Source organism: Cupriavidus sp. OTU4054, from assembly GCF_038440175.1.
GTDB classification, from domain to species: Bacteria; Pseudomonadota; Gammaproteobacteria; order Burkholderiales; family Burkholderiaceae; genus Cupriavidus; species Cupriavidus pauculus_D.
In genome coordinates this window covers 211,655-230,060 of sequence record NZ_JASATF010000006.1, presented here as the reverse complement: position 1 = coordinate 230,060, position 18,406 = coordinate 211,655, and the positions used below count along the sequence as shown (strand labels likewise).

19 protein-coding genes are annotated in these 18,406 nt (G+C 67.2%); 14 read left to right on the top strand and 5 right to left on the bottom strand.

The features are described from left to right. Positions 1 to 2: 2 nt before the first annotated feature. From AAHB16_RS10385 to AAHB16_RS10375, 3 genes are read right to left on the bottom strand one after another with little or no spacing between them, the layout of a single operon-like run. On the bottom strand, positions 3 to 839 hold the full coding sequence (locus AAHB16_RS10385) for an ABC transporter permease (RefSeq protein WP_150375028.1): 837 nt from the start codon (positions 837 to 839) through the stop codon (positions 3 to 5). Positions 840 to 851: 12 nt separating this feature from the next. Next, positions 852 to 1,604, bottom strand: coding sequence for an ABC transporter ATP-binding protein (locus AAHB16_RS10380; RefSeq protein ID WP_150375027.1), 753 nt, complete (start codon positions 1,602 to 1,604; stop codon positions 852 to 854). After that, positions 1,601 to 2,338, bottom strand: a complete 738-nt coding sequence (locus tag AAHB16_RS10375; protein WP_150375026.1) for a GntR family transcriptional regulator — start codon at positions 2,336 to 2,338, stop codon at positions 1,601 to 1,603. Before AAHB16_RS10375 ends, AAHB16_RS10380 begins: the two co-directional genes overlap by 4 nt. 464 nt (positions 2,339 to 2,802) lie before the next feature. On the opposite strand from AAHB16_RS10375, the gene AAHB16_RS10370 reads away from it, so the two are divergent. Together AAHB16_RS10370 and AAHB16_RS10365 are read left to right on the top strand one after the other, a co-directional pair. Next, on the top strand, positions 2,803 to 3,249 hold the full coding sequence (locus AAHB16_RS10370; RefSeq protein WP_223851762.1) for a MarR family winged helix-turn-helix transcriptional regulator: 447 nt from the start codon (positions 2,803 to 2,805) through the stop codon (positions 3,247 to 3,249). Positions 3,250 to 3,316: 67 nt separating this feature from the next. After that, the gene (locus AAHB16_RS10365) at positions 3,317 to 4,312 is read left to right on the top strand and encodes an alpha/beta fold hydrolase (protein WP_150375024.1); all 996 of its coding nucleotides are present in this window, start codon (positions 3,317 to 3,319) and stop codon (positions 4,310 to 4,312) included. A 29-nt stretch (positions 4,313 to 4,341) separates the two neighbouring features. On the opposite strand, the gene AAHB16_RS10360 is transcribed toward AAHB16_RS10365, so the two are convergent. Further along, complete coding sequence (locus AAHB16_RS10360) at positions 4,342 to 4,920, bottom strand: GNAT family N-acetyltransferase (protein WP_150375023.1); 579 nt, start codon at positions 4,918 to 4,920, stop codon at positions 4,342 to 4,344. A gap of 118 nt (positions 4,921 to 5,038) precedes the next feature. On the opposite strand from AAHB16_RS10360, the gene AAHB16_RS10355 reads away from it, so the two are divergent. The 12 genes from AAHB16_RS10355 to AAHB16_RS10300 all read left to right on the top strand — a co-directional run bounded on the left by AAHB16_RS10355 (position 5,039) and on the right by AAHB16_RS10300 (position 16,792). Then, on the top strand, positions 5,039 to 5,923 hold the full coding sequence (locus AAHB16_RS10355; RefSeq protein WP_150375022.1) for a LysR family transcriptional regulator: 885 nt from the start codon (positions 5,039 to 5,041) through the stop codon (positions 5,921 to 5,923). 159 nt (positions 5,924 to 6,082) lie between these two features. Then, a complete protein-coding gene (locus AAHB16_RS10350; RefSeq protein WP_342050796.1) occupies positions 6,083 to 7,321 on the top strand; it encodes an MFS transporter in 1,239 nt (412 codons plus the stop codon). A gap of 80 nt (positions 7,322 to 7,401) precedes the next feature. After that, the gene (locus tag AAHB16_RS10345; protein ID WP_342050795.1) at positions 7,402 to 8,361 is read left to right on the top strand and encodes an AraC family transcriptional regulator; all 960 of its coding nucleotides are present in this window, start codon (positions 7,402 to 7,404) and stop codon (positions 8,359 to 8,361) included. Between the two features lie 130 nt (positions 8,362 to 8,491). Beyond that, positions 8,492 to 9,052, top strand: a complete 561-nt coding sequence (locus tag AAHB16_RS10340) for a carboxymuconolactone decarboxylase family protein (protein ID WP_342050794.1) — start codon at positions 8,492 to 8,494, stop codon at positions 9,050 to 9,052. Between the two features lie 12 nt (positions 9,053 to 9,064). Continuing rightward, the gene (locus AAHB16_RS10335) at positions 9,065 to 10,138 is read left to right on the top strand and encodes an acyl-CoA dehydrogenase family protein (protein ID WP_342050793.1); all 1,074 of its coding nucleotides are present in this window, start codon (positions 9,065 to 9,067) and stop codon (positions 10,136 to 10,138) included. Beyond that, on the top strand, positions 10,135 to 11,028 hold the full coding sequence (locus tag AAHB16_RS10330; protein ID WP_223851761.1) for an ABC transporter ATP-binding protein: 894 nt from the start codon (positions 10,135 to 10,137) through the stop codon (positions 11,026 to 11,028). The genes AAHB16_RS10335 and AAHB16_RS10330 overlap by 4 nt, the downstream gene beginning before the upstream one ends. After that, positions 11,000 to 12,190, top strand: a complete 1,191-nt coding sequence (locus AAHB16_RS10325) for an ABC transporter substrate-binding protein (RefSeq protein WP_150375017.1) — start codon at positions 11,000 to 11,002, stop codon at positions 12,188 to 12,190. The genes AAHB16_RS10330 and AAHB16_RS10325 overlap by 29 nt, the downstream gene beginning before the upstream one ends. Before the next feature lie 10 nt (positions 12,191 to 12,200). Next, positions 12,201 to 12,974, top strand: a complete 774-nt coding sequence (locus AAHB16_RS10320; RefSeq protein ID WP_342050792.1) for an ABC transporter permease — start codon at positions 12,201 to 12,203, stop codon at positions 12,972 to 12,974. 102 nt (positions 12,975 to 13,076) lie between these two features. Next, positions 13,077 to 14,153: an ABC transporter substrate-binding protein gene (locus AAHB16_RS10315; protein WP_342050791.1), complete on the top strand. Its 1,077-nt coding sequence runs from the start codon at positions 13,077 to 13,079 to the stop codon at positions 14,151 to 14,153. Beyond that, complete coding sequence (locus AAHB16_RS10310) at positions 14,150 to 15,037, top strand: ABC transporter ATP-binding protein (RefSeq protein ID WP_150375014.1); 888 nt, start codon at positions 14,150 to 14,152, stop codon at positions 15,035 to 15,037. The genes AAHB16_RS10315 and AAHB16_RS10310 overlap by 4 nt, the downstream gene beginning before the upstream one ends. Then, positions 15,034 to 15,912: an ABC transporter permease gene (locus AAHB16_RS10305; RefSeq protein WP_342050790.1), complete on the top strand. Its 879-nt coding sequence runs from the start codon at positions 15,034 to 15,036 to the stop codon at positions 15,910 to 15,912. The genes AAHB16_RS10310 and AAHB16_RS10305 overlap by 4 nt, the downstream gene beginning before the upstream one ends. Continuing rightward, a complete protein-coding gene (locus AAHB16_RS10300; RefSeq protein ID WP_342050789.1) occupies positions 15,905 to 16,792 on the top strand; it encodes a substrate-binding periplasmic protein in 888 nt (295 codons plus the stop codon). The genes AAHB16_RS10305 and AAHB16_RS10300 overlap by 8 nt, the downstream gene beginning before the upstream one ends. Here AAHB16_RS10300 and metG read toward each other — a convergent pair. After that, positions 16,755 to 18,308, bottom strand: a complete 1,554-nt coding sequence (gene metG, locus AAHB16_RS10295; protein WP_342050788.1) for a methionine--tRNA ligase — start codon at positions 18,306 to 18,308, stop codon at positions 16,755 to 16,757. The genes AAHB16_RS10300 and metG overlap by 38 nt on opposite strands. Positions 18,309 to 18,406 lie beyond the last annotated feature (98 nt).

Sequence of the window (18,406 nt, the reverse complement as noted above, 5' to 3'; positions counted from 1 at the left end):
GGTCATCCTTGAACTTGAAGCAGAGAAGAGGTGTTGCGTGACGGGGCGGCGGACTTGCCGGATGCACCGGCCGGTGCCTTCCAGCGGAACAGCCAGCGTTCGGCGGGCTTGAGCACGCCGCCTTCGAGCAGCAGCATCAGGCCGACCAGCAGCACGGTCCACGCGAAGACCTGATCCGTCTGCACGAGGTCCGCGGCCTGGCGCAGCCGGTAACCGATGCCGCTGGAGGAACCGATGGTTTCCGCCACCAGCGAGACGCGCCAGCCGAAACCGAAGGCGAGCCGCGCGCCGGCGAAGAAGTGCGGCAGGATCGTGGGCCCGTAGATCTTGCGCAGGATCTGCAGCCGCGACATGCGGAAGCTCCGCGCCAGATCCACGTACTGCGCATCGACGGTCTTCGCGCCTTCCCACACGTTCGTGAGAATCAGCGGCATGGCGGTCATGAACACGACGAAGATGGTGGTCGCGTCCGAGATGCCGAACCAGATGATCGCGAAGATCGCCCAGATGGCCGACGACACGGTATTGAAGACGGTGAGGATGGGCTCGAAGAAGCGCGCGAGCATCCGGCTGCCGCCGAGCGCGAGCCCGAGTCCCGTGCCGATGACGGTGGCGATCAGGAAGCCCGTCAGCACGCGGCGGAACGTGGCGCCCACATCGGCCGCGAACGTATCGCTGTGCCACAGCGCGACCAGTGCGTCGGCAACCTTGGCCGGGCCCGGCAGCACGAACGACGGCACGTGCGACGCGCCCCACCACCACAGCCCAAGCACGGCGCCGACCAACAGCAGACGTTGCGCGACGAGTTGGAGCGCGCGGTTCTGGATCACGTTAGACATGGCGGCGGCTCCTTACGCGGCGGCCCGCAGCACGCGGACCTGTTCGGCGACGACCGGTGCCGTCGGAATACGGGGCCGCACGAGTGTCGCGAGATCGACGACGTCGGCGACACGCCCCGGGCGCGCGGCCAGGCGCACCACGCGGTCCGCGAGCACCACGGCCTCTTCCATATCGTGCGTGACGAAAACGACTGTCATGCGCTTGTGGTTGGGATTGCCGGCCTGAATGCGCAGCAACTCTTCATGCATCTGGCTGCGCGTATGCGGGTCGAGCTTCGAGAACGGCTCGTCCATCAGCAGCACGTCCGGCTGCACGGCGAGGCTGCGCGCCAGGGCCACGCGGCTGCGCATGCCGCCCGACAGTTCGTGCGGCCATGCGTCGGCGCGGCCATGCAGGCCCACGAGCGCGAGCATCTCGTCGGCGATGCGGTCGCGTTCGCCGCGCAGCATCGGCGAGGCTTCGAGCCCGAACGTCACGTTGTCGCGCACCGTGCGCCAGGGCAGGAGACGGTCTTCCTGAAACATGTACGCGATGCGGCGCCAGTCCCTGACCTGCGTCGACGGCACGCCTTCCACCAGCAACTGGCCCGCATCGGGCGCGACGAGGCCCGACAGGATATTCAGCAGCGTGCTCTTGCCGCAGCCCGACGGGCCGACCAGCGCGAGGACTTCGCCGGCGTTCACGGTCAGGTCGATGTCGTCGAGGATCGTGGTTGCGCCGAAGCGCTTGGTGATGCCCGTGGCAACCAGAACGGGGGGGCTCATCGCACACCTCCGGCCACGACGAGCGGCAGATACGTCCCCGCCTGCGACAGACTTGCGTAGACCTTTTCCATCGTCTGCGTGCGGAACGTCTCGATATGGCGGCGCGCGATCGTTTCCGCCGCGCGTTCGTCGCGATCCTCGAATGCCTTGATCATCGAGTTGTGGTCGTGACGGATCTCCGGCTTCACGCGCTGCACGTTGAAGCCGAGCGCGACCAGCCGCGACATCTCGTCCATCAGGCCCGACAGCGTGCGCAGCAGGCGCTCGTTGCCGGTGGCTTCGGCGATGGCGAGGTGGAACGCCTTGTTCGCATCCATGAAGACGTCGATGCGATGCGGCAGCGGACCGATGTGTTCGACGCGGCAGGCCGCTTCGAGCCGATGCAGCAGCTGCGTGTCGACGCGATTGACCGCCAGCCGCGCCGCCATCGGCTCGAGCTGCACGCGCAGCGCGAAGACTTCCTCGACGTCCTTCAGCGTGATGGGCGCTACCTGATAGCCCTTGCGTGGCCGCGCAAACACGAGGCGCTCGTGCGCGAGCCGGGTCAGCGCGATGCGGCAGCTGTTCTTGCCGAAGCCATACGTCGCCATCAGCTCGCCCTCGGTCACCATGGACCCGGGGACGAGTCGGCACGTGAGGATGTCGCGACGAATCGCGGTGTAGGCCGCAAGACCGAGGCTGACGCTATCGGCGTCAGTCTCGCGGGATGGCGCGTGGAATTGTGGTTCGCTCATGGGTTCATTGACTCCTGTGAGCCGCTCACAGAGCTATGCAGTGACTCTCAATCAGAGAGGCAAAGCTTAAGACCGTGAACGCTGTGACCAAACGAAGCGTTTCTCAGAAGCACATGTAATGCCTGATCGTTGTGGGCTGCTCACCATTGCCGTGTGGCCGGGCGAGTTGTCTGCATGAGGCGGAGCGTCTGCCCTCAGGCCCCGCGCCAGCTCGAGGGTGGCGGACCCCCCGCATCGGGAGGGGATATGTCTGGTCTGTGAGCGGGCCAGCGTGGCGCGAGCGGGCACGATGCCGCGATCGGGCGTGCACCAGTGCCGGGAGGGCATCGCACGGAATGGTGCTGGGCTGCTCAGTGGGTTGTGCATGAATGAGGGCAGCGACCGCACCTCAAAAAAGTCGCTTGACAATATATCGTGTGCGATATAAATTTCGCTCCATGCCCAGTGACCAACGGAAACCCACGATGAAACGGCCCGAATCGAATGCCCTGGCGCTCGACGCGCAGCTGTGTTTCGCCGTCTATTCCACGGCGCTGAGCTTCAACAAGGTGTATCGCAAGCTGTTGCGCGAGCTGGACGTGACCTATCCCCAGTATCTGGTGCTGCTGGTGTTGTGGGAGAAGGAAGGCGTCAATGTCTCCGAGATCTGCGAACGCCTCGCGCTGGAGACCACCACGCTGACGCCGTTGCTCAAGCGGCTCGAGGCGCAGGGTCTGGTCAGGCGGACACGATCGGCGGCCGACGAGCGGCAGGTCATCGTCACGCTGACGAAGCAGGGCGAGGCGTTGCGCGAGAAGGCCGAGCGCATTCCCGCATGCGTGGCGGAAGCCACGGGGCTGAATGCGGCGGAGATTCGCGAGATGCGGACCCGGATGCTGAACCTGCGGGGCAGCCTCGGCGATTACACGTGAAGCGAGTTTTTTTGACCTTAAATATCGCACGCGATATAAATACGTACGATCTTAATCGGAGCCCATCATGTCTGCAAAGAACGAGAAGAACGAAGCCGTAGCCGTACCCGCCCGCCGCTCCCTGCTGCTCGGCAGCGCCCTCGGCGCCGCTGGCGCACTGCTGGCCACGCAGGCGGTTGCCGCCAGCGCGGCAGGCCAGCCGGGTGCCGGCGCATCGCCGGCCGGTGCGAACGCCGGTGGCAGCTTCATCACCACGAAGGACGGCGTGCAGCTCTACTACAAGGACTGGGGCACGGGCCAGCCGGTCGTGTTCAGCCACGGCTGGCCGCTGTCTTCGGACAGCTGGGAATCGCAGATGATGGCCGTTGCCAACAACGGCTTCCGCGCGGTGGCGCATGACCGCCGCGGCCACGGCCGTTCGAGCCAGCCGTGGAACGGCAACGACATGGACCACTACGCGGACGACCTCGCGACCGTCATCGAGACGCTGGACCTGCGCAATGTGATTCTGGTGGGCTTTTCCACCGGTGGCGGCGAGGTGGCACGCTATATCGGCCGGCACGGTACGTCGCGCGTGGCCAAGGTCGTGCTGGTCTCGGCCGTGCCGCCGCTGATGCTCAAGACGCCGGCCAACCCCGGTGGATTGCCGCTGGAAGTGTTCGACGGCATTCGCAATGGGCAACTGGCCAATCGTTCGCAGCTGTATCGCGATATTCCGTCGGGTCCGTTCTATGGCTTCAACCGTCCGGGCGCGAAGGTGTCGCAGGGCCTCGTCGAATGGTGGTGGGCGCAGGGCATGCAGGGCGGACACAAGAACACGTACGACTCGATCAAGGCCTTCTCGGAAACCGATTTCACCGAGGACCTGAAGAAGATCGATCGTCCGACGCTCGTGATTCATGGCGACGACGACCAGATCGTGCCGATCGATGCGGCGGGCCGCGCCTCGCACAAGCTCGTGAAGAACTCGAAGCTGATCGTCTATCCCGGTGCGCCGCACGGTCTGACCGACACGCACAAGGAACGCTTCAACAACGACCTGCTCGCGTTCATCAAGAGCTGAGCGGCAGGGTTTTGCGCCAGTCCTTTGCGCTAGTCCTTCGGGCTAGTGGACGGCAGCGACCGCGCGCCTTCGCCGAGCGGTCGCTGCATCAATACGGTATCGAGCCAGCCGCCGAACTTGAAGCCGACGTTCGCGAGCGTGCCGACATATTCGAAGCCGTGGCGCGCATGGAGCGCGCGCGAGCCCGCGTTCGCGCTATTGCCGATCACGGCGATCATCTGCCGCCATGGTCCCTGCTCGCAGCGCGCGATCAGCGCGGCCATCAACGCATTGCCGATGCCGCGTCCCGCGAGCCCATCGGCCACATACACCGAATCTTCCACCGTGAACCGGTACGCCGGGCGCGGCCGATAGGGCGTGGCGTAGGCATAGCCCACCACCCGGCCGCCGAGTTCGGCGGCCAGATAGGGCAGGCCGTGGCCGAGGACGCCCGCGCGCCGCGCGCGCATGTCGTCCAGCGTCGGCGGCACTTCCTCGAAGCTCGATTTGCCATGGAGGACGTGATGGGCGTAGATGGCCTGGATCGCGGCCATATCGTCGTCGGTGGCGTCGCGTACCTGCACCGTGGTGTGGATGGCGGGATCTAGGGAGGAAGCAGCGGTGGACATGATGGTCGTGGGTCAGGCGTTGCCGCATCTTGCCTCATTCGTTACCATAAATGAAGCTTCATCCTTTGATGCAATGTATAAGCGATTGTTTGAGATCGTCCGATATCGCGCAGCCGCCATGAAATCTCCGACCCCCGGTCTCAACCTCAATTACCTGCGCACGTTCGTGTCCGTCGTCGAACTCGGCAGCTTCTCCGCCGCGGCGCAGCGCCTCGACCTCACGCAGCCCGCCGTGAGCCAGCAGATCCGCCAGCTCGAGCGCAGTCTCGGCACGACGCTGCTCGAGCGTGTGGGGCGGCAGGCGCGCGCGACGGCCGCCGGTGCCGAGTTGCTGGCCCACGCGGGGACGATCGATTCGGCCGTGGAGGCCGCGGTGGAGGCCGTGACGCGCCGCAGCGGCGTGGCGGCGGGGCCGGTGCGCATCGGCACCGGCGCTACCGCATGCATCTTTCTGCTGCCGCCGTTGCTGAAGGATCTGCGGCAGCGGCATCCGGACCTCGAGATCGCCGTGACGGTGGGCAATACGGCGGACATCGTCAAGGCCGTGGAAGACAATCTGCTCGATATCGCGCTCGTGACGCTGCCCGTAACGGGCCGCAGCCTCCATATCACGCCGGTCATGGAAGACGAGTTCCTGCTGATCGCGCCGGCGGGCATGGCGCTGCCGGCCCGGATCACGGCCGCCGCGCTGGCCACGCGGCCCGTGCTGCTGTTCGAAGGCGGCAATACGCGCCGCATCGCCGATACGTGGATCGCGCGCGGTGGCGCGAGCATTCGTCCCGTGATGTCGCTGGGCAGCGTGGAGGCGATCAAGGCCCTGGTCGCGGCAGGGTTGGGCTGCGCGATCCTGCCGGGAATGGCCGTGCGGCAACCGCCCAGCGATGTGGTCGTGCGGCCGCTGTCGCCGCGCCTGCACCGGGGGCTCGCCGTGGTGATCCGGCGCGACAAGCGGCTGCATGCGGGACTGGCGGAGGTGTATCGCGCGCTGAAAGGCCTGCGTTGAAGGTGGCGCGCGGCAGGCATCGCGGTTTTGTTGGACAATAGTGCCTTCCCCGCAAGGGAAATATGACGATAGAGGCCGGCACGCGGACCCGAGCATGCAGTCCACGGCACGCGCTTCACGTCACGGAGACGTTTTCGCGATCTCTCTCTCCTCGCCCTCATGGTAGTGACTCCAGACCAGACAAACGACACAGACTCGAACGCCCCCGCCACCCCGGCCGATACGCCTGACCGCGCCACCTCCCGCAAGGCGCTGCTCGCGCTCGGCGTCGGCGGCTTTGCGATCGGTACCGGCGAATTCGTCATCATGGGCCTGCTGCCCGATGCCGCGCGCGATCTCTCGATTTCCATTCCCGAGGCCGGGCATCTGATCAGCGCCTACGCGCTCGGCGTCGTGATCGGCGCGCCACTGCTCGCGGTGCTCGGCGCGCGATGGCCGCGGCGCAATCTGCTGCTCGCGCTGATGACCGTCTTCGCGATCGGCAATTTCGCGAGCGCGGTGGTGCCCGATTACGGCGCGATGCTCGTTGCGCGGCTGCTGACGGGGTTTCCGCATGGCACGTATTTCGGCGTGGCGGCTCTCGTCGCCGCGAGCCTCGTGCCGCGGCATGCGCGCGCGCAGGCGGTCGGGCTCGTGATGCTGGGGCTGACCACGGCCACGCTGATCGGCGTGCCGATTGCCGCGGCCATCGGCCAATGGCTCGGCTGGCGCTCCGCGTTCGCGCTCGTGGGCGCCATCGGTGTGCTGACGGTGGTGCTCGTATGGCGCTGGGTCCCGTTCGTGGCCGGTGACCGCCTGGCAAGCCCGTTGCGCGAACTGTCGGCGCTGGCGCGCAAGCAGGTCTGGCTGACGCTCGGTATCGGCGCCATCGGCTTTGGCGGCATGTTCGCGGTGTTCAGCTACATCAAGCCGACCATGCTCGAAGTGGCGCATATGTCGGTGGACAGCATCCCGTTCGTGCTTGCGCTGTTCGGTGTCGGCATGGTCGGCGGCAACCTGATCGGCTCGCGGCTCGCGGACAAGGCGCTGATGCCCACGATCGGCGGGCTGCTGGCCTGGTCCGCGGTAGTGCTCGGCCTGTTCGTCTATACCGCGCCGCATCCATGGCTGGCGTCGGCCAACGTGCTGCTCATCGGCACCATCGTCGCCATCGGGCCGGCGTTACAGATCCGCCTGATGGACGTGGCCGGCGAAGCCCAGACCCTCGCCGCGGCACTCAACCACTCCGCCTTCAACATGGCGAACGCCCTCGGCGCGTGGCTCGGCGGCGTGACGATCAGCGCGGGGTATGGATGGACGTCGACGGGCTGGGTCGGCCTTGTGCTGGCCATTGGCGGGCTGATGGTCTACGCGGTCTCGCTGTCTTCGTCGCGGCGCGTCATGGCCATACAGGCCTGACGCGTCTGTCGATTTCCGTATATCGACATGACATCTTGATCGTTCGCGGCGGTACGGAGGTCGGCTAGTCTGACGGGACTATGCCTCAGTCCGATCGCGCCGACCGTATCATCCATTGGGTCCTGAACAGTCTCGAACTCGAGACCACGCTGTTCCACATGGGTCAGTATTGCGGCAGCTGGCGCGCGTCCGTGGCGGGGCGAGCACGCGCGGGGTATCACCTCGTGCTGCATGGCGAATGCTGGCTGCATGTGCCCGACCGCGAGCCGCCATTGCGGCTGGCGCCCGGCGATGCGGTGTTCTTCCTGCGCGATGTGCCGCATCATCTGGGCCCGTCGGAGCAGGCCGAGGCGTGCCGGCCCGAGGCGGCGATGCAGCCGCTCGACCGCGCGCAGGCCGGGTCCACCGGCCTGGCCTGCGGGTTCTTCGACTTCCGTCCGGGCCTTGCCGAGGCGCTGCTGGCGCCATTCCCCGATTACCTCGTGCTGCGTGCCGACGATCCGTCGGTGCGGGGCACGCGCGCGCTGTTCGACCTCATCGTTGCCGAGGCGGAATCGGGCAGGGGGCAGGCCGGCGCCGAGCCGTCGCCGCTGATCGCGCGGCTCGTGGAGCTGCTCTTCTTCTACGTGGTACGCGAGCTTGCCGCGCGCGAGGATGTGGCGCGCGGGCTCTGGCCGATGCTGCGCAGCGCGGAGTTCTCGTCGCTTGTGCTCGAGCTCATCCGGCATCCCGAAGCGCGCTGGTCCGTGGAGACGATGGCCGAGCGCGTCCACATGTCGCGCGCGACGTTCTGCAAGCGGTTTGCCGCGGTGTGCGGCGAGACGCCGGCCGCGTTCCTGTTGCTGCTGCGCATGAAGATCGCCGCGCGATTGCTCGACGATCGCCGCAGTGTGGCGCAGGTGGCGGAGCGCGTGGGCTACGGTTCGGAGGCCGCGTTCGCGAAGGCGTTCCGCAAGACCACGGGCGCATGGCCCGGTGCGTGGCGCCGGCGTACGAACGTCGACGCCCCCGATGGCGCGTCCGTCGCGCAGGCCGCCTGAGCGCATTGTCTCCATACATCGCCCATACATAAGGCCAGACGAAACAGCACGATTTCCATACGTTTGCACATGGCAGGACGCGCGATCATCGACCACACTCGGGTCATGTTCAATCGCTGATGGATATGCCATGAGTCGCCTCCCCCTGCAGACTTTGGAATCGGCCCCCGAAGCAAGCCGGCCGTTCATCGAACGCGCCATCGCCAACAACGGCTATCTGCCGAACCTGATCGCCGCGCTGTCCAACGCGCCCGTGGCGCTGGAAACGTACCTGACGGTCTCGGGTATCAATGCGCGCAGTTCCCTCACGCTGGCCGAACGCGAAGTGGTGCAGATCACCGCCGCCGCGACGCATGGTTGCGGTTTCTGCGTGGCCGGGCACACCGCCGTCGCGCTGAAGAAGGCGAACCTGCCGCAGGCGGAAGTGGACGCGCTGCGTGCGCAGGCACCGGTGGACGACGTACGTTTGAACGCTGTGGCAGACTTCACCCGCGCGGTCATTCGCGACCGTGGCGCGGTGCCCGATGCCGATCTGCAAGCCTTCTATCGAGCCGGTTACAACGACCAGCAGGCGCTGGAAGTCGTGCTCGGCGTGAGCCTGGCCACGCTCTGCAATTTCGGCAACAACCTCGCGCAGTCGCCGCTGAACAGCCAGCTCGAGCCGTATCGCTGGACGCCGCCCAACGCCTGACAGAACTCCGCCATGACGCTTTCTCCGGAACTCGCAAGCTGGCTCGATACCCACGCGGAAGCATTGGACTGCGGCCGCAATGCGCCGTCCGACCTGCTGGGCACGCTCGCGCGTGCCGGCCTGTTCCGCGTCGGCGTGCCGTCCGCACACGGGGGCAGCGGTGGCACGACCACCGACGCCGTGCTCGCCATCGCCGCCACGGCCGCGCATTCGCAGACCGCGGGTTTCGTGTTCTGGGCCCAGCGCGTCTTTATCGAATACCTGCTGCAATCGCCCAACCGGGCATTGGCCGCGCGCTGGCTGCCCACGTTGCTCGATGGCACGTTCGCGGGCGCGACGGGGCTGTCCAACGCCATGAAGTACCTCGGCGGTATCGAGGCCTTGCAGACGCAACTGGTTCCCGCGCCGGCGGGCTGGACGGCCAATGGCGTGGTGCCGTGGGCCACGAACCTGATACCGGGCAACTTCGCCGTGGCGGTGGCCGCGGACGATGCGGGCACCGGACGCCCGGGCGTCTACGCGATTCCGCACGATGCGCCCGGTGTGAGCCGCAGCGAGGACCTCGACCTCGTCGGCCTGCGCGGCAGCAGCACCGCATCGCTGCGCTTTACCGACGCCGCGCTCGCGCGTGACTACCTGCTGCACGATGACGCGCACGACTATCTGCCGCGCGTGCGTCCTGCCTTTCTCGGCATGCAATGCGGGATGTCGATCGGCCTCGCGCAACGCTGCATCGCCGGTGCGCGTGAACGCGCCGAAGCCGGACGCTCGGTGCTCGGCGACGAGCTCGATGCGCTGGCCGTGACGCTCGACGAGCAGACGCGCCTGCTGGGCGAGGGCATCGAAGCCGGCACGTTCGTCACCGCGCCGCGCGCATTGTTCTCGCTGCGCATCGGCCTCGTCGATTCGGCCACCGCGGCCGCGCAGCTGGAAGTGCAGGCTCGCGGTGGCGCTGGCTACATGAACGGCCGCGATGGCGGGCTGGCACGCCGCTGGCGCGAAGCGTCGTTCCTGCCGATCGTCACGCCGAGCCTCGTGCAACTGCGCACGGCGCTCGCGGAGGCCAGCCAGCGGAAAGCCGCATGAGCGGGACGGACGCGGCGCCCATCGCACCGCCCATGGCACAACCCATTGCACCGCTCTTGCGGACCGACGCGGTCTCGCTGTCCTACGCGGGGCGCGATATCTTCGCCGGCATCGACCTCGCGCTGCACGCGGGCGAGATCGTCTCGATCATCGGTCCGAGCGGCGCGGGCAAATCGAGCCTGCTGCGGGTTCTCGCGGGCCTGCAGGCGGGATCGTCGGGCCACGTGCGCATGGGCGATGCCGCGCTGACGGGGCCGCATCCCGATATCGCGGTGGCGTTCCAGGATGCGTGCCTGCTGCCGTGGCTGTCGGTCGAGCACAATGCGGCCTTCGGTCTCGACTTCCGCCGCCAGCCCGCCACCACGCGCAAGGAGCGTCACGAGCGCGTCGCGCGCATGCTCGACGCGGTAGGCCTGTCGCATGCGAAGCACCTGTTTCCCGCGCAGATCTCGGGCGGCATGGCGCAACGCGTGGCGCTCGCGCGCTGCATGGCCCGTCAGCCGCGCGTGCTGCTGCTCGACGAGCCGTTCGGCGCGCTCGACGAGATCACGCGCGCGGACATGCAGACGCTGCTGCGCGATATCGTCCGCATCCATCGCCCCGCCACGCTGCTTATCACGCACGATCTCGACGAGGCATTGCTGCTGTCGGACCGCATCATCCTGCTTGGCGCCCATGCGGGCGAACCGGCCCGTATCGCCCACACATGGCACGTCACGCTGCCGCATCCGCGCGAGGCGCAGGTCGAAGCCATGGGCGCGCTGCGCGTGGACCTCGTGCGCAGGCTGCGCGAGCTCGTGCAAACCGGCGGCCCCCGCGCCGTGACATCACCGTCTTCCATCCATCCGAACGAGGGAAATCATGTGCCAGGTACCAATGTCCCGGCGTGAGTGGCTGAAGCTGTCGGCGCTGTTCACGGCCGGCGGCGCGCTGCCTTTGCTCAACGCACTCGAAGCGCGCGCCGCGGCAGAGCCCGACGCGCCGGTACGTATCGGCTATCTGCCGATCACCGATGCCACACCGCTGCTGGTGGCACACAACAACGGCTACTTCGATCAGGAAGGCGTGCGCGCGGAAAAGCCCACGCTGCTGCGCAGCTGGGCCCAGCTCGTGGAAGCGTTTATCTCGGGGCAGGTCAATGTCGTGCACCTGCTGTCGCCGATGACGGTATGGGCGCGCTTCGGCAGTCAGGTGCCGGCCAAGGTCGTGGCCTGGAATCATGTGGGCGGCTCGGGCCTCACGGTGGCGCCGCAGGTCAATTCGCTGCGCGATCTCGGCGGCAAGACCGTGGCGATTCCGTTCTGGTACTCGATCCACAATGTCGTCCTGCAGACGATGCTCAAGCAGGACGGCCTGACGCCGGTGTCGCGCAAGACGGGCGCCATCGCCGCCAACGAGGTCAACCTGACCGTGATGGCGCCTTCGGACATGCCGCCCGCGCTGGCGTCGCGGCAGATCGAGGGGTATATCGTCGCCGAGCCGTTCAACGCCGCGGCGGAGACGCTCAAGATCGGCAAGATCCTCCGCTTTACGGGCGACGTCTGGCGCAACCACGCGTGCTGCGTGGTGTTCATGCACCAGAACGACCTCGACAAGCGGCCCGAGTGGTCGCAGAAGGTCGTGAACGCCATTGTCAAGGCGCAACGCTGGACGCAGGACAACCGCGCGGAAGCGGCTTCGCTGCTGTCGAAAGAGGGCGCCAACCGCTACACGCCGCATTCGCTGGAGGCGTTGCGCAAGGTGCTGGCGCCTGATCCGTCGGATCATGGCCGCTACCTCGCCAGCGGCGCCATCAAGCACGCGAACTGGAACGAGAAGCGCATCGACTTCCAGCCTTATCCGTATCCGAGCTACACGGAGGAACTCGTGCGCCGGCTCAAGGGCACGATGATCGAGGGCAACAGTGCGTTCCTCGCGTCGCTGGACCCGCAGCGTGCCGCGCGCGAGCTCGTCGATGACCGCTTCGTCCGCCGCAGCATCGAATCGGTGGGCGGTCTCAAGTCGTTCGGCGTCTCCGAGTCGTTCACGCGGCAGGAGGAGATTGCCGCATGAGGATGCTCGCATGACCGCGGCAACGCTCCGGCCCAGCCTGTGGTCGCGCACGGCGCATGCGCGGCTTGGCCTCGGTGGCCTCGCCGCGCTGATCATCGCGTGGTGGCTGGCCACGCGCGGCGCCGACGGCCTGGCCGCGCGCTTTGCGCCGGTGCCCACGTTCGAGAGCGTCTGGGCGCTGCTCCATCAGCCCGACTTCCTCGTGCATATCTGGGTGAGCCTGCGGCGCGTGCTCATCGGCCTTGCGCTCGCGCTTGCGGCGGGCGTGCCGCTCGGCCTGCTGATCGGCGCCGCGCGTCATGCGGATGCCGCGCTGTCGCCGGCCTTCCAGTTCCTGCGCATGATCTCGCCGCTGTCGTGGATGCCGCTCGTGGTGATGGTGCTGGGCGTCGGCGACCGCCCCGTGCTGTTTCTGGTCGCGTTTGCCGGTGTCTGGCCGATCTTGCTGGCCACGGCGGCCGGTGTGCGGCAGCTCGATGCGCGATGGCTGATGCTCGCGCGCAGCCTCGCCGCCACGCGCGCGGAAACGCTGTGGCGCGTGATCCTGCCTGGCGTGCTCGGCAACGTGCTGACGGGGCTGCGTCTGGCCATCGGCATCGTATGGATCGTGCTCGTGCCCGCCGAGATGCTGGGCGTGAATGCGGGGCTCGGGTACTTCATTCTCGACACGCGCGACCGGCTCGCCTATTCGGAACTGCTGGCCACGGTGCTCGTGATCGGTGGGCTCGGGTTTGCGCTCGATAGCGCGGCACGCCGCCTGCACAAGTGGTGGGTTCCCGGCTGAGCGGGCGCAGACGGCCGACATATCGATAGACGAAACCGTTCGTTGTGCGGCATATGGCCGCACGTGATACTGAATGCTGCCCATCATTCAGGAATCACGTCGATGTCCGAAGCTCACTCCACGCAGCCCACCCGCCGCGTCGCCCTCAGGCAACTCGCATCGCTCGCGCTCGCGGGCTCCGCCGGTTCGTTGCTGGCCGCGTGCTCGCGCGGCGATGGCGGCGACGGTGGCAAGGCCGCCGCCGCGAAGACCCCGGAAGCGCCCGCCGTCATCGGCAAGGCCGGCGAGAAGGTCGAGTTCCGCTATCCGGACAATCCGACGTTCGACCTCGTCTATCTGGCAGACCAGCTCGGCTACTTCGAGGGCACGAATACGCGGCCCAGGTACATCGGCAAGGTCGCCGCGCCGCAGATCATTCCGCTGACGGGCACCGGCGAGATCGACTTCGGCTCGCGCATGGTGCCGCTCGTGATCTCGGCCGTGGCCAGCGGTTCCGATATCAAGGTGGTGGCGGCCGGCAACAAGACGCTGCAGGACGCGCCGCATATGAAGTACTTCGTGCGCAAGGACTCCGGCATTCGCGCGCCGAAGGATCTCGAAGGCAAGACCATCGGCATCAACAGCTTTGGCGCCTGCGCGGAATTCGTGACCAAGACCTTCCTGCGCCAGAAGGGCGTCGATGTCACCAAGATCAACTTCGTCGTGATTCCCGACGATCAGGCCGAGCAGACGCTTGCCACCGGCAACACCGACCTTGCGATCATCCACGCGCCGTTCTCGGGCCGCGCCGACCATGCGGACAAGCTCGTGCGCCTGTGGAGCGACTTCGACCTCGACGGCGGGCTGGGCGGCATGCAGCCGTACAGCGCGCACGGCAAGTTCATTCGCGAGCATCCGGAGTCGGTGAAAGACGTCGTGACCGCGCTGGCCAAAGCCGCGAACTGGGTCAATGCCCATCCCGAGGATGCGCGCCAGCTCGTGTCCAAGCGCATCAACCTGCAACTCGAGTTCGTCGATCGCTATGCATATGTCGACAATCTCGTGGTGACGGAGCCGCCGATCCAGTATTACATCGACGTGCTGGAAGCGGAGGGCAAGCTGGCCAAGGGCAAGGTCGCGGCCAGGGATATCTATACCAACGCGTTCAATCCGTACGCACAGTCACCCGCCAAGGCATGACCGATCCGCGCCATCACAAGATCGTCGCGCGCGACGTGCGCATGGACTATGCGGTGCGCAACGATGCGGGCCGCACCGAAGCGCTCACCGTGTTGCGCGATTTCGACCTCGATATCCGCGAGGGCGAGTTCATCTCGATCCTCGGGCCGTCCGGCTGCGGCAAGTCCACGTTCCTGAGCATCCTTGCGGGGCTCACCGATCGCACGGGCGGCACGATCAGCGTCGATGGCCAGCCGCTGCGCGGTATCCATCCCGCGCAGGGCGTGGTGTTCCAGGGATATGCGCTGTTTCCGTGGCGCACCGTGCTCGCGAATATCGAGGTCGGTCTCGAGATTCGCGGGGTGGCGCGTGCGGAACGCCGCCGCATTGCGGGGGAGTATCTCGATCTCGTCGGCCTGACCGGGTTCGGCGAGCGCTTTCCGCACGAGATTTCGGGTGGCATGAAGCAGCGCGTGGCCATTGCGCGCTCGCTTGCGTACAAGCCCGAGGTACTGCTGATGGACGAACCGTTTGCCGCGCTCGACGCGCAGACGCGCGAGATCCTGCAGGGCGAACTGCTGCGTATCTGGGAGCAGACGCGCAAGACCATCGTGTTCATCACGCACAGCCTCGACGAGGCCATCTTTCTGTCGGACCGTATTGCGGTGATGACGCGGCGGCCCGGCACGATCAAGGAGATCATCGACGTGCCGTTGCCCCGGCCGCGTGCCGCCGAGGTGCGCAACTCCGAGGCGTTCGTGCGGCTGCGGCAGCAGGTGTGGGAGATTCTCAAGGACGAGGTGCAACTGGGCAGTCCGGCCAGTGTGCCGCGTCCGCTCGGGGCTACGGCCAATCCGGCCGAGCGCGGCAATGCGGCGCCGGCCATTGCAAAGGTGTCGTCATGAGCAGCACGATCGAATCGTCCGCGGCAGCGGAAGCGGTTGGCGTTTCCCGCGACAGGAAGACCGTTGCGCGCGCCGCGGCACCGGTGACGCTGAAGCAGGCGGGCGCCTCCGCGCTGGGCGATCGCGCGCTCGGCCTGCTCGGCATCGTCGGCTTTCTCGCGCTATGGGAGCTCGTGCCGCGGCTGGGCATCGTCAGCGAGGCCTATCTGAGTCCGCCGTCGCAGATTATCGTGACCATCTGGCAGCTGATTGGCAGCGGCGAGCTCTGGAAGCATCTGGCGGCCAGCTTGCAGCGCTCGCTGTGGGGGCTGTTGACGGCCATCGGGCTTGGCGTGACGCTCGGGCTGCTGATGGGGTGGTTCAAGCGCTTCGAAGCCATCGTCGATCCGATTCTGCAGCTGTTCCGGCAGACTTCGGCGTTTGCGTTGTTTCCGGTGTTTATCCTGTTCCTCGGCATCGGCGAGACGTCGAAGGTGGCGATCATTTTCTGGGCGTCGTTCTGGCCGGTGCTGCTGAGCACGATCAGCGGCGTGCGGCAGGTGGACCGGCTGCTGATCGATTCCGCCCGCTCGATGGGCGCGTCGCAGTGGTTCGTGTTCACCAAGGTCGTGCTGCCGGCGGCGTCGCCGTCGATCTTCACCGGCATTCGCCTCGCGGGCACGTATTGCATTACCGCACTCGTCGCAGCCGAGATGATCGGCGCGCATTCGGGCCTCGGGTTCCTGACGCTGAACTCGCAGGAGGTGTTCCAGATTCCGACGATGTATGCGGGCATTCTGCTGCTGGCGTTGCTGGGGCTCGCGCTGAACTACGTGCTCGCGCTGATCGAACGGCGGCTGACGCGCTGGCGCCGGGGGCTGACGCTCAATGGCTGATGCATCGATTGGCTGGCCGCCATCGCGACACCCGGGGCCCGATTCGCACGGCGATGCATTCGCCAACGCCCGCGCGCGCTCGCGCCGCCTGGCGGTCGGCACGGTGTTCGCCATCGCGCTGGCGGCCGCGGCCGCACTGCTGTGGCATGGCGCCCGCGCACCGGCGGGTCCGCTCCTCGAGGCTGTCCTTGCCAAAGGCGAACTCGTGGTCAGCGTGCGCGAGTATGCGCGGCCCGCGCCTCCGGGGCAGCCATCCCCACCCGAACCCGACGCGTTCGACGTCGCAGCGGCCCGCTATCTGGCCGACCGCCTGCACGTGAACCTGCGCATCGTCACGGGATGGCAGGCAGGCACTGCCGATCTCGATCTGGCCAGCGCGCGTGCGGTCCGCGCCAACGCCGTGGCGACCCCCTACACAGGCGGCACCGGCGCGCTGGTCGTGCTGCGCGGCAGCGCGTACGCGCGCGCCGGGGACCTTGCGCAACGCGAGGTCTGCGTGCCGCAGGGGAGTCCCTACCTCTCGACGCTGTCCCAGCGCACGAACGCCGTGCCGCGCCTCTATCCCTCGGCCATCCGCGCGGTCGCGGGCTTTATGGCCGGCGAATGTCAGGCACTGGCGGACGACGAGGTCGTCATCGCGCGGCTGCTGAGCCTGCCCGAATGGCGCTTCTACCGCCGCCTGAGCGACAAGGTGCCCGCCGACGAGGGCAACCCCGAGGTGACGATGCGCGCCGACGACCGCGCGTCCGCCGCATGGCTCGACCGCGCGGTACGCGACTGGCGCAGCGGCGGCGCGCTGACCCACGCGCGCGAACGCCGCGCCGGCGACATCGCGTTCGAGGTCACGCAGTTGCAGGACGGTCTGGTGTGCCATTCGTGAGGGCGGGCTTCCGGAACAGCATGCCCTCCGAAATGGCATCGCCGGGCGTCACGCCCCGACCCCACGGCACATCCCACCCCGGGGCCGCCGCGGCGCCGAGCAGCGACTGCAATTCCCGCATCTTGCCCGGCATCACGGGCGCGAGCAGGTTGGAGACGGCGTAGAGCCCTTCCAGCAACGTATGCAGGACCGTATCGAGACGCGCCGCGGCGCCCGCATCCCTGGCTAGCGTCCACGGCGCGCTGCGCGCCACGTACCCGTTGAGTTGCGTCACGAACTCCATGACGTGCTCCACCGCGCGCCCGACCTTCATCTCATCGACGAGCGCCAGCACGATGGCCGGCAGTTCGACAGCACGCGCGGCAATCGCCTGTTCCGCGGCGTCGTGCCGGTGGGGCGCGGGTATCGTGCCCCCGCGGTACTTCGTCACCATCGCCAGCGTGCGCGACGCGAGGTTGCCGAGGTCGTCCGCCAGATCGCGCGTCAGCCGCTGCGCGATCACGGCGTTGCTGATGATGCCGTCGAGGCCGAAGCTGACCTCGCGAATCAGCGCATAGCGCAACGCATCGACGCCGTAGGTATCGGCGGCCTCGAGTGGATCGACGCCGTTCCCCAGCGACTTGCTCATCTTGCGGCCATCGGCGCCGAGCAGATGCCCCGATACGTGCAGGCGCCGATAGGGCGCGATGCCCAGCGCATGGGTCATGCTCAGCCAGAACAGCGTATGCGTGCGCAGAATGTCCTTGCCGATCACGTGCCGCGCCGATGGCCAGTAATCGGCAAAGGCCTGTCCATCGGGGTAGCCGAGCGGTGAGACATAGCTGAGCAGCGCGTCGAACCAGACATAGGTGACATGTCCCTTGTCCCACGGAATGGGGATGCCCCAGTCGAGCCGCGACACCGGCCGGGAGATGCTGAGATCGCCGATGGGTGCCTCCAGCAGGTTCAACACCTCGTTGCGGTACTGGGCCGGCTGGATGAGGTCGGGCGTGTCCCGCAGCAGATCGCGCATCCATGCGCGATGCGACTCCATGCGGAAAAAGTAGTTGGGCTCGCGCCGCAGCACCGGGGGTTCCCTGTCTTCGGGCAGCTTGCCATCCACGAGTTCCTTGTCCGTGACAAAGCGCTCCTGCCCCACCGAGTAGAGCCCTTCGTACTCCGCCAGATAGATCTCGCCCGCCTCGTACAGCCGGGCCAGACAGTCGGAGACGACGCGCGCATGCGCGGGCGCGGTCGTGCGGACGAACACATCCGGTTCCACAGCCAGGCGCCGCCACGCGTCCTGGAACGTACGCGCATGGCGCTCCGCGAACGCGGCCGGCGCTTCATTGGCCCGCATGGCGGCCTTTGCAATCTTCTCGCCATGCTCGTCGGCGCCCGTGACCAGCATCACCTGCCGCCCCGCCGCGCGCAGATAGCGCGCCATGATGTCCGCATGCACGCTCGCATAGGCATGGCCGAGATGCGGCCGGTCGTTGACGTAGTAGATGGGCGTCGTGATGTATCGATATGTCATTGCCGCTCCAATAAAAAAAGGGACGCCGTGGCGTCCCTTTTCTGAAAGCAAAAGCCCTCACCGCCCGGGGGGATAACCTTCCGGGGGCATGCGCATCG

What these genes read in the sequence shown, in the direction of transcription:
- AAHB16_RS10385 (WP_150375028.1), bottom strand. Translation starts at nt 839, where the DNA reads ATGTCTAACGTGATCCAGAACCGCGCGCTCCAACTCGTCGCGCAACGT.
- AAHB16_RS10380 (WP_150375027.1), bottom strand. Translation starts at nt 1,604, where the DNA reads ATGAGCCCCCCCGTTCTGGTTGCCACGGGCATCACCAAGCGCTTCGGC.
- AAHB16_RS10375 (WP_150375026.1), bottom strand. Translation starts at nt 2,338, where the DNA reads ATGAGCGAACCACAATTCCACGCGCCATCCCGCGAGACTGACGCCGAT.
- AAHB16_RS10370 (WP_223851762.1), top strand. Translation starts at nt 2,803, where the DNA reads ATGAAACGGCCCGAATCGAATGCCCTGGCGCTCGACGCGCAGCTGTGT.
- AAHB16_RS10365 (WP_150375024.1), top strand. Translation starts at nt 3,317, where the DNA reads ATGTCTGCAAAGAACGAGAAGAACGAAGCCGTAGCCGTACCCGCCCGC.
- AAHB16_RS10360 (WP_150375023.1), bottom strand. Translation starts at nt 4,920, where the DNA reads ATGTCCACCGCTGCTTCCTCCCTAGATCCCGCCATCCACACCACGGTG.
- AAHB16_RS10355 (WP_150375022.1), top strand. Translation starts at nt 5,039, where the DNA reads ATGAAATCTCCGACCCCCGGTCTCAACCTCAATTACCTGCGCACGTTC.
- AAHB16_RS10350 (WP_342050796.1), top strand. Translation starts at nt 6,083, where the DNA reads ATGGTAGTGACTCCAGACCAGACAAACGACACAGACTCGAACGCCCCC.
- AAHB16_RS10345 (WP_342050795.1), top strand. Translation starts at nt 7,402, where the DNA reads ATGCCTCAGTCCGATCGCGCCGACCGTATCATCCATTGGGTCCTGAAC.
- AAHB16_RS10340 (WP_342050794.1), top strand. Translation starts at nt 8,492, where the DNA reads ATGAGTCGCCTCCCCCTGCAGACTTTGGAATCGGCCCCCGAAGCAAGC.
- AAHB16_RS10335 (WP_342050793.1), top strand. Translation starts at nt 9,065, where the DNA reads ATGACGCTTTCTCCGGAACTCGCAAGCTGGCTCGATACCCACGCGGAA.
- AAHB16_RS10330 (WP_223851761.1), top strand. Translation starts at nt 10,135, where the DNA reads ATGAGCGGGACGGACGCGGCGCCCATCGCACCGCCCATGGCACAACCC.
- AAHB16_RS10325 (WP_150375017.1), top strand. Translation starts at nt 11,000, where the DNA reads ATGTGCCAGGTACCAATGTCCCGGCGTGAGTGGCTGAAGCTGTCGGCG.
- AAHB16_RS10320 (WP_342050792.1), top strand. Translation starts at nt 12,201, where the DNA reads ATGACCGCGGCAACGCTCCGGCCCAGCCTGTGGTCGCGCACGGCGCAT.
- AAHB16_RS10315 (WP_342050791.1), top strand. Translation starts at nt 13,077, where the DNA reads ATGTCCGAAGCTCACTCCACGCAGCCCACCCGCCGCGTCGCCCTCAGG.
- AAHB16_RS10310 (WP_150375014.1), top strand. Translation starts at nt 14,150, where the DNA reads ATGACCGATCCGCGCCATCACAAGATCGTCGCGCGCGACGTGCGCATG.
- AAHB16_RS10305 (WP_342050790.1), top strand. Translation starts at nt 15,034, where the DNA reads ATGAGCAGCACGATCGAATCGTCCGCGGCAGCGGAAGCGGTTGGCGTT.
- AAHB16_RS10300 (WP_342050789.1), top strand. Translation starts at nt 15,905, where the DNA reads ATGGCTGATGCATCGATTGGCTGGCCGCCATCGCGACACCCGGGGCCC.
- metG (WP_342050788.1), bottom strand. Translation starts at nt 18,308, where the DNA reads ATGACATATCGATACATCACGACGCCCATCTACTACGTCAACGACCGG.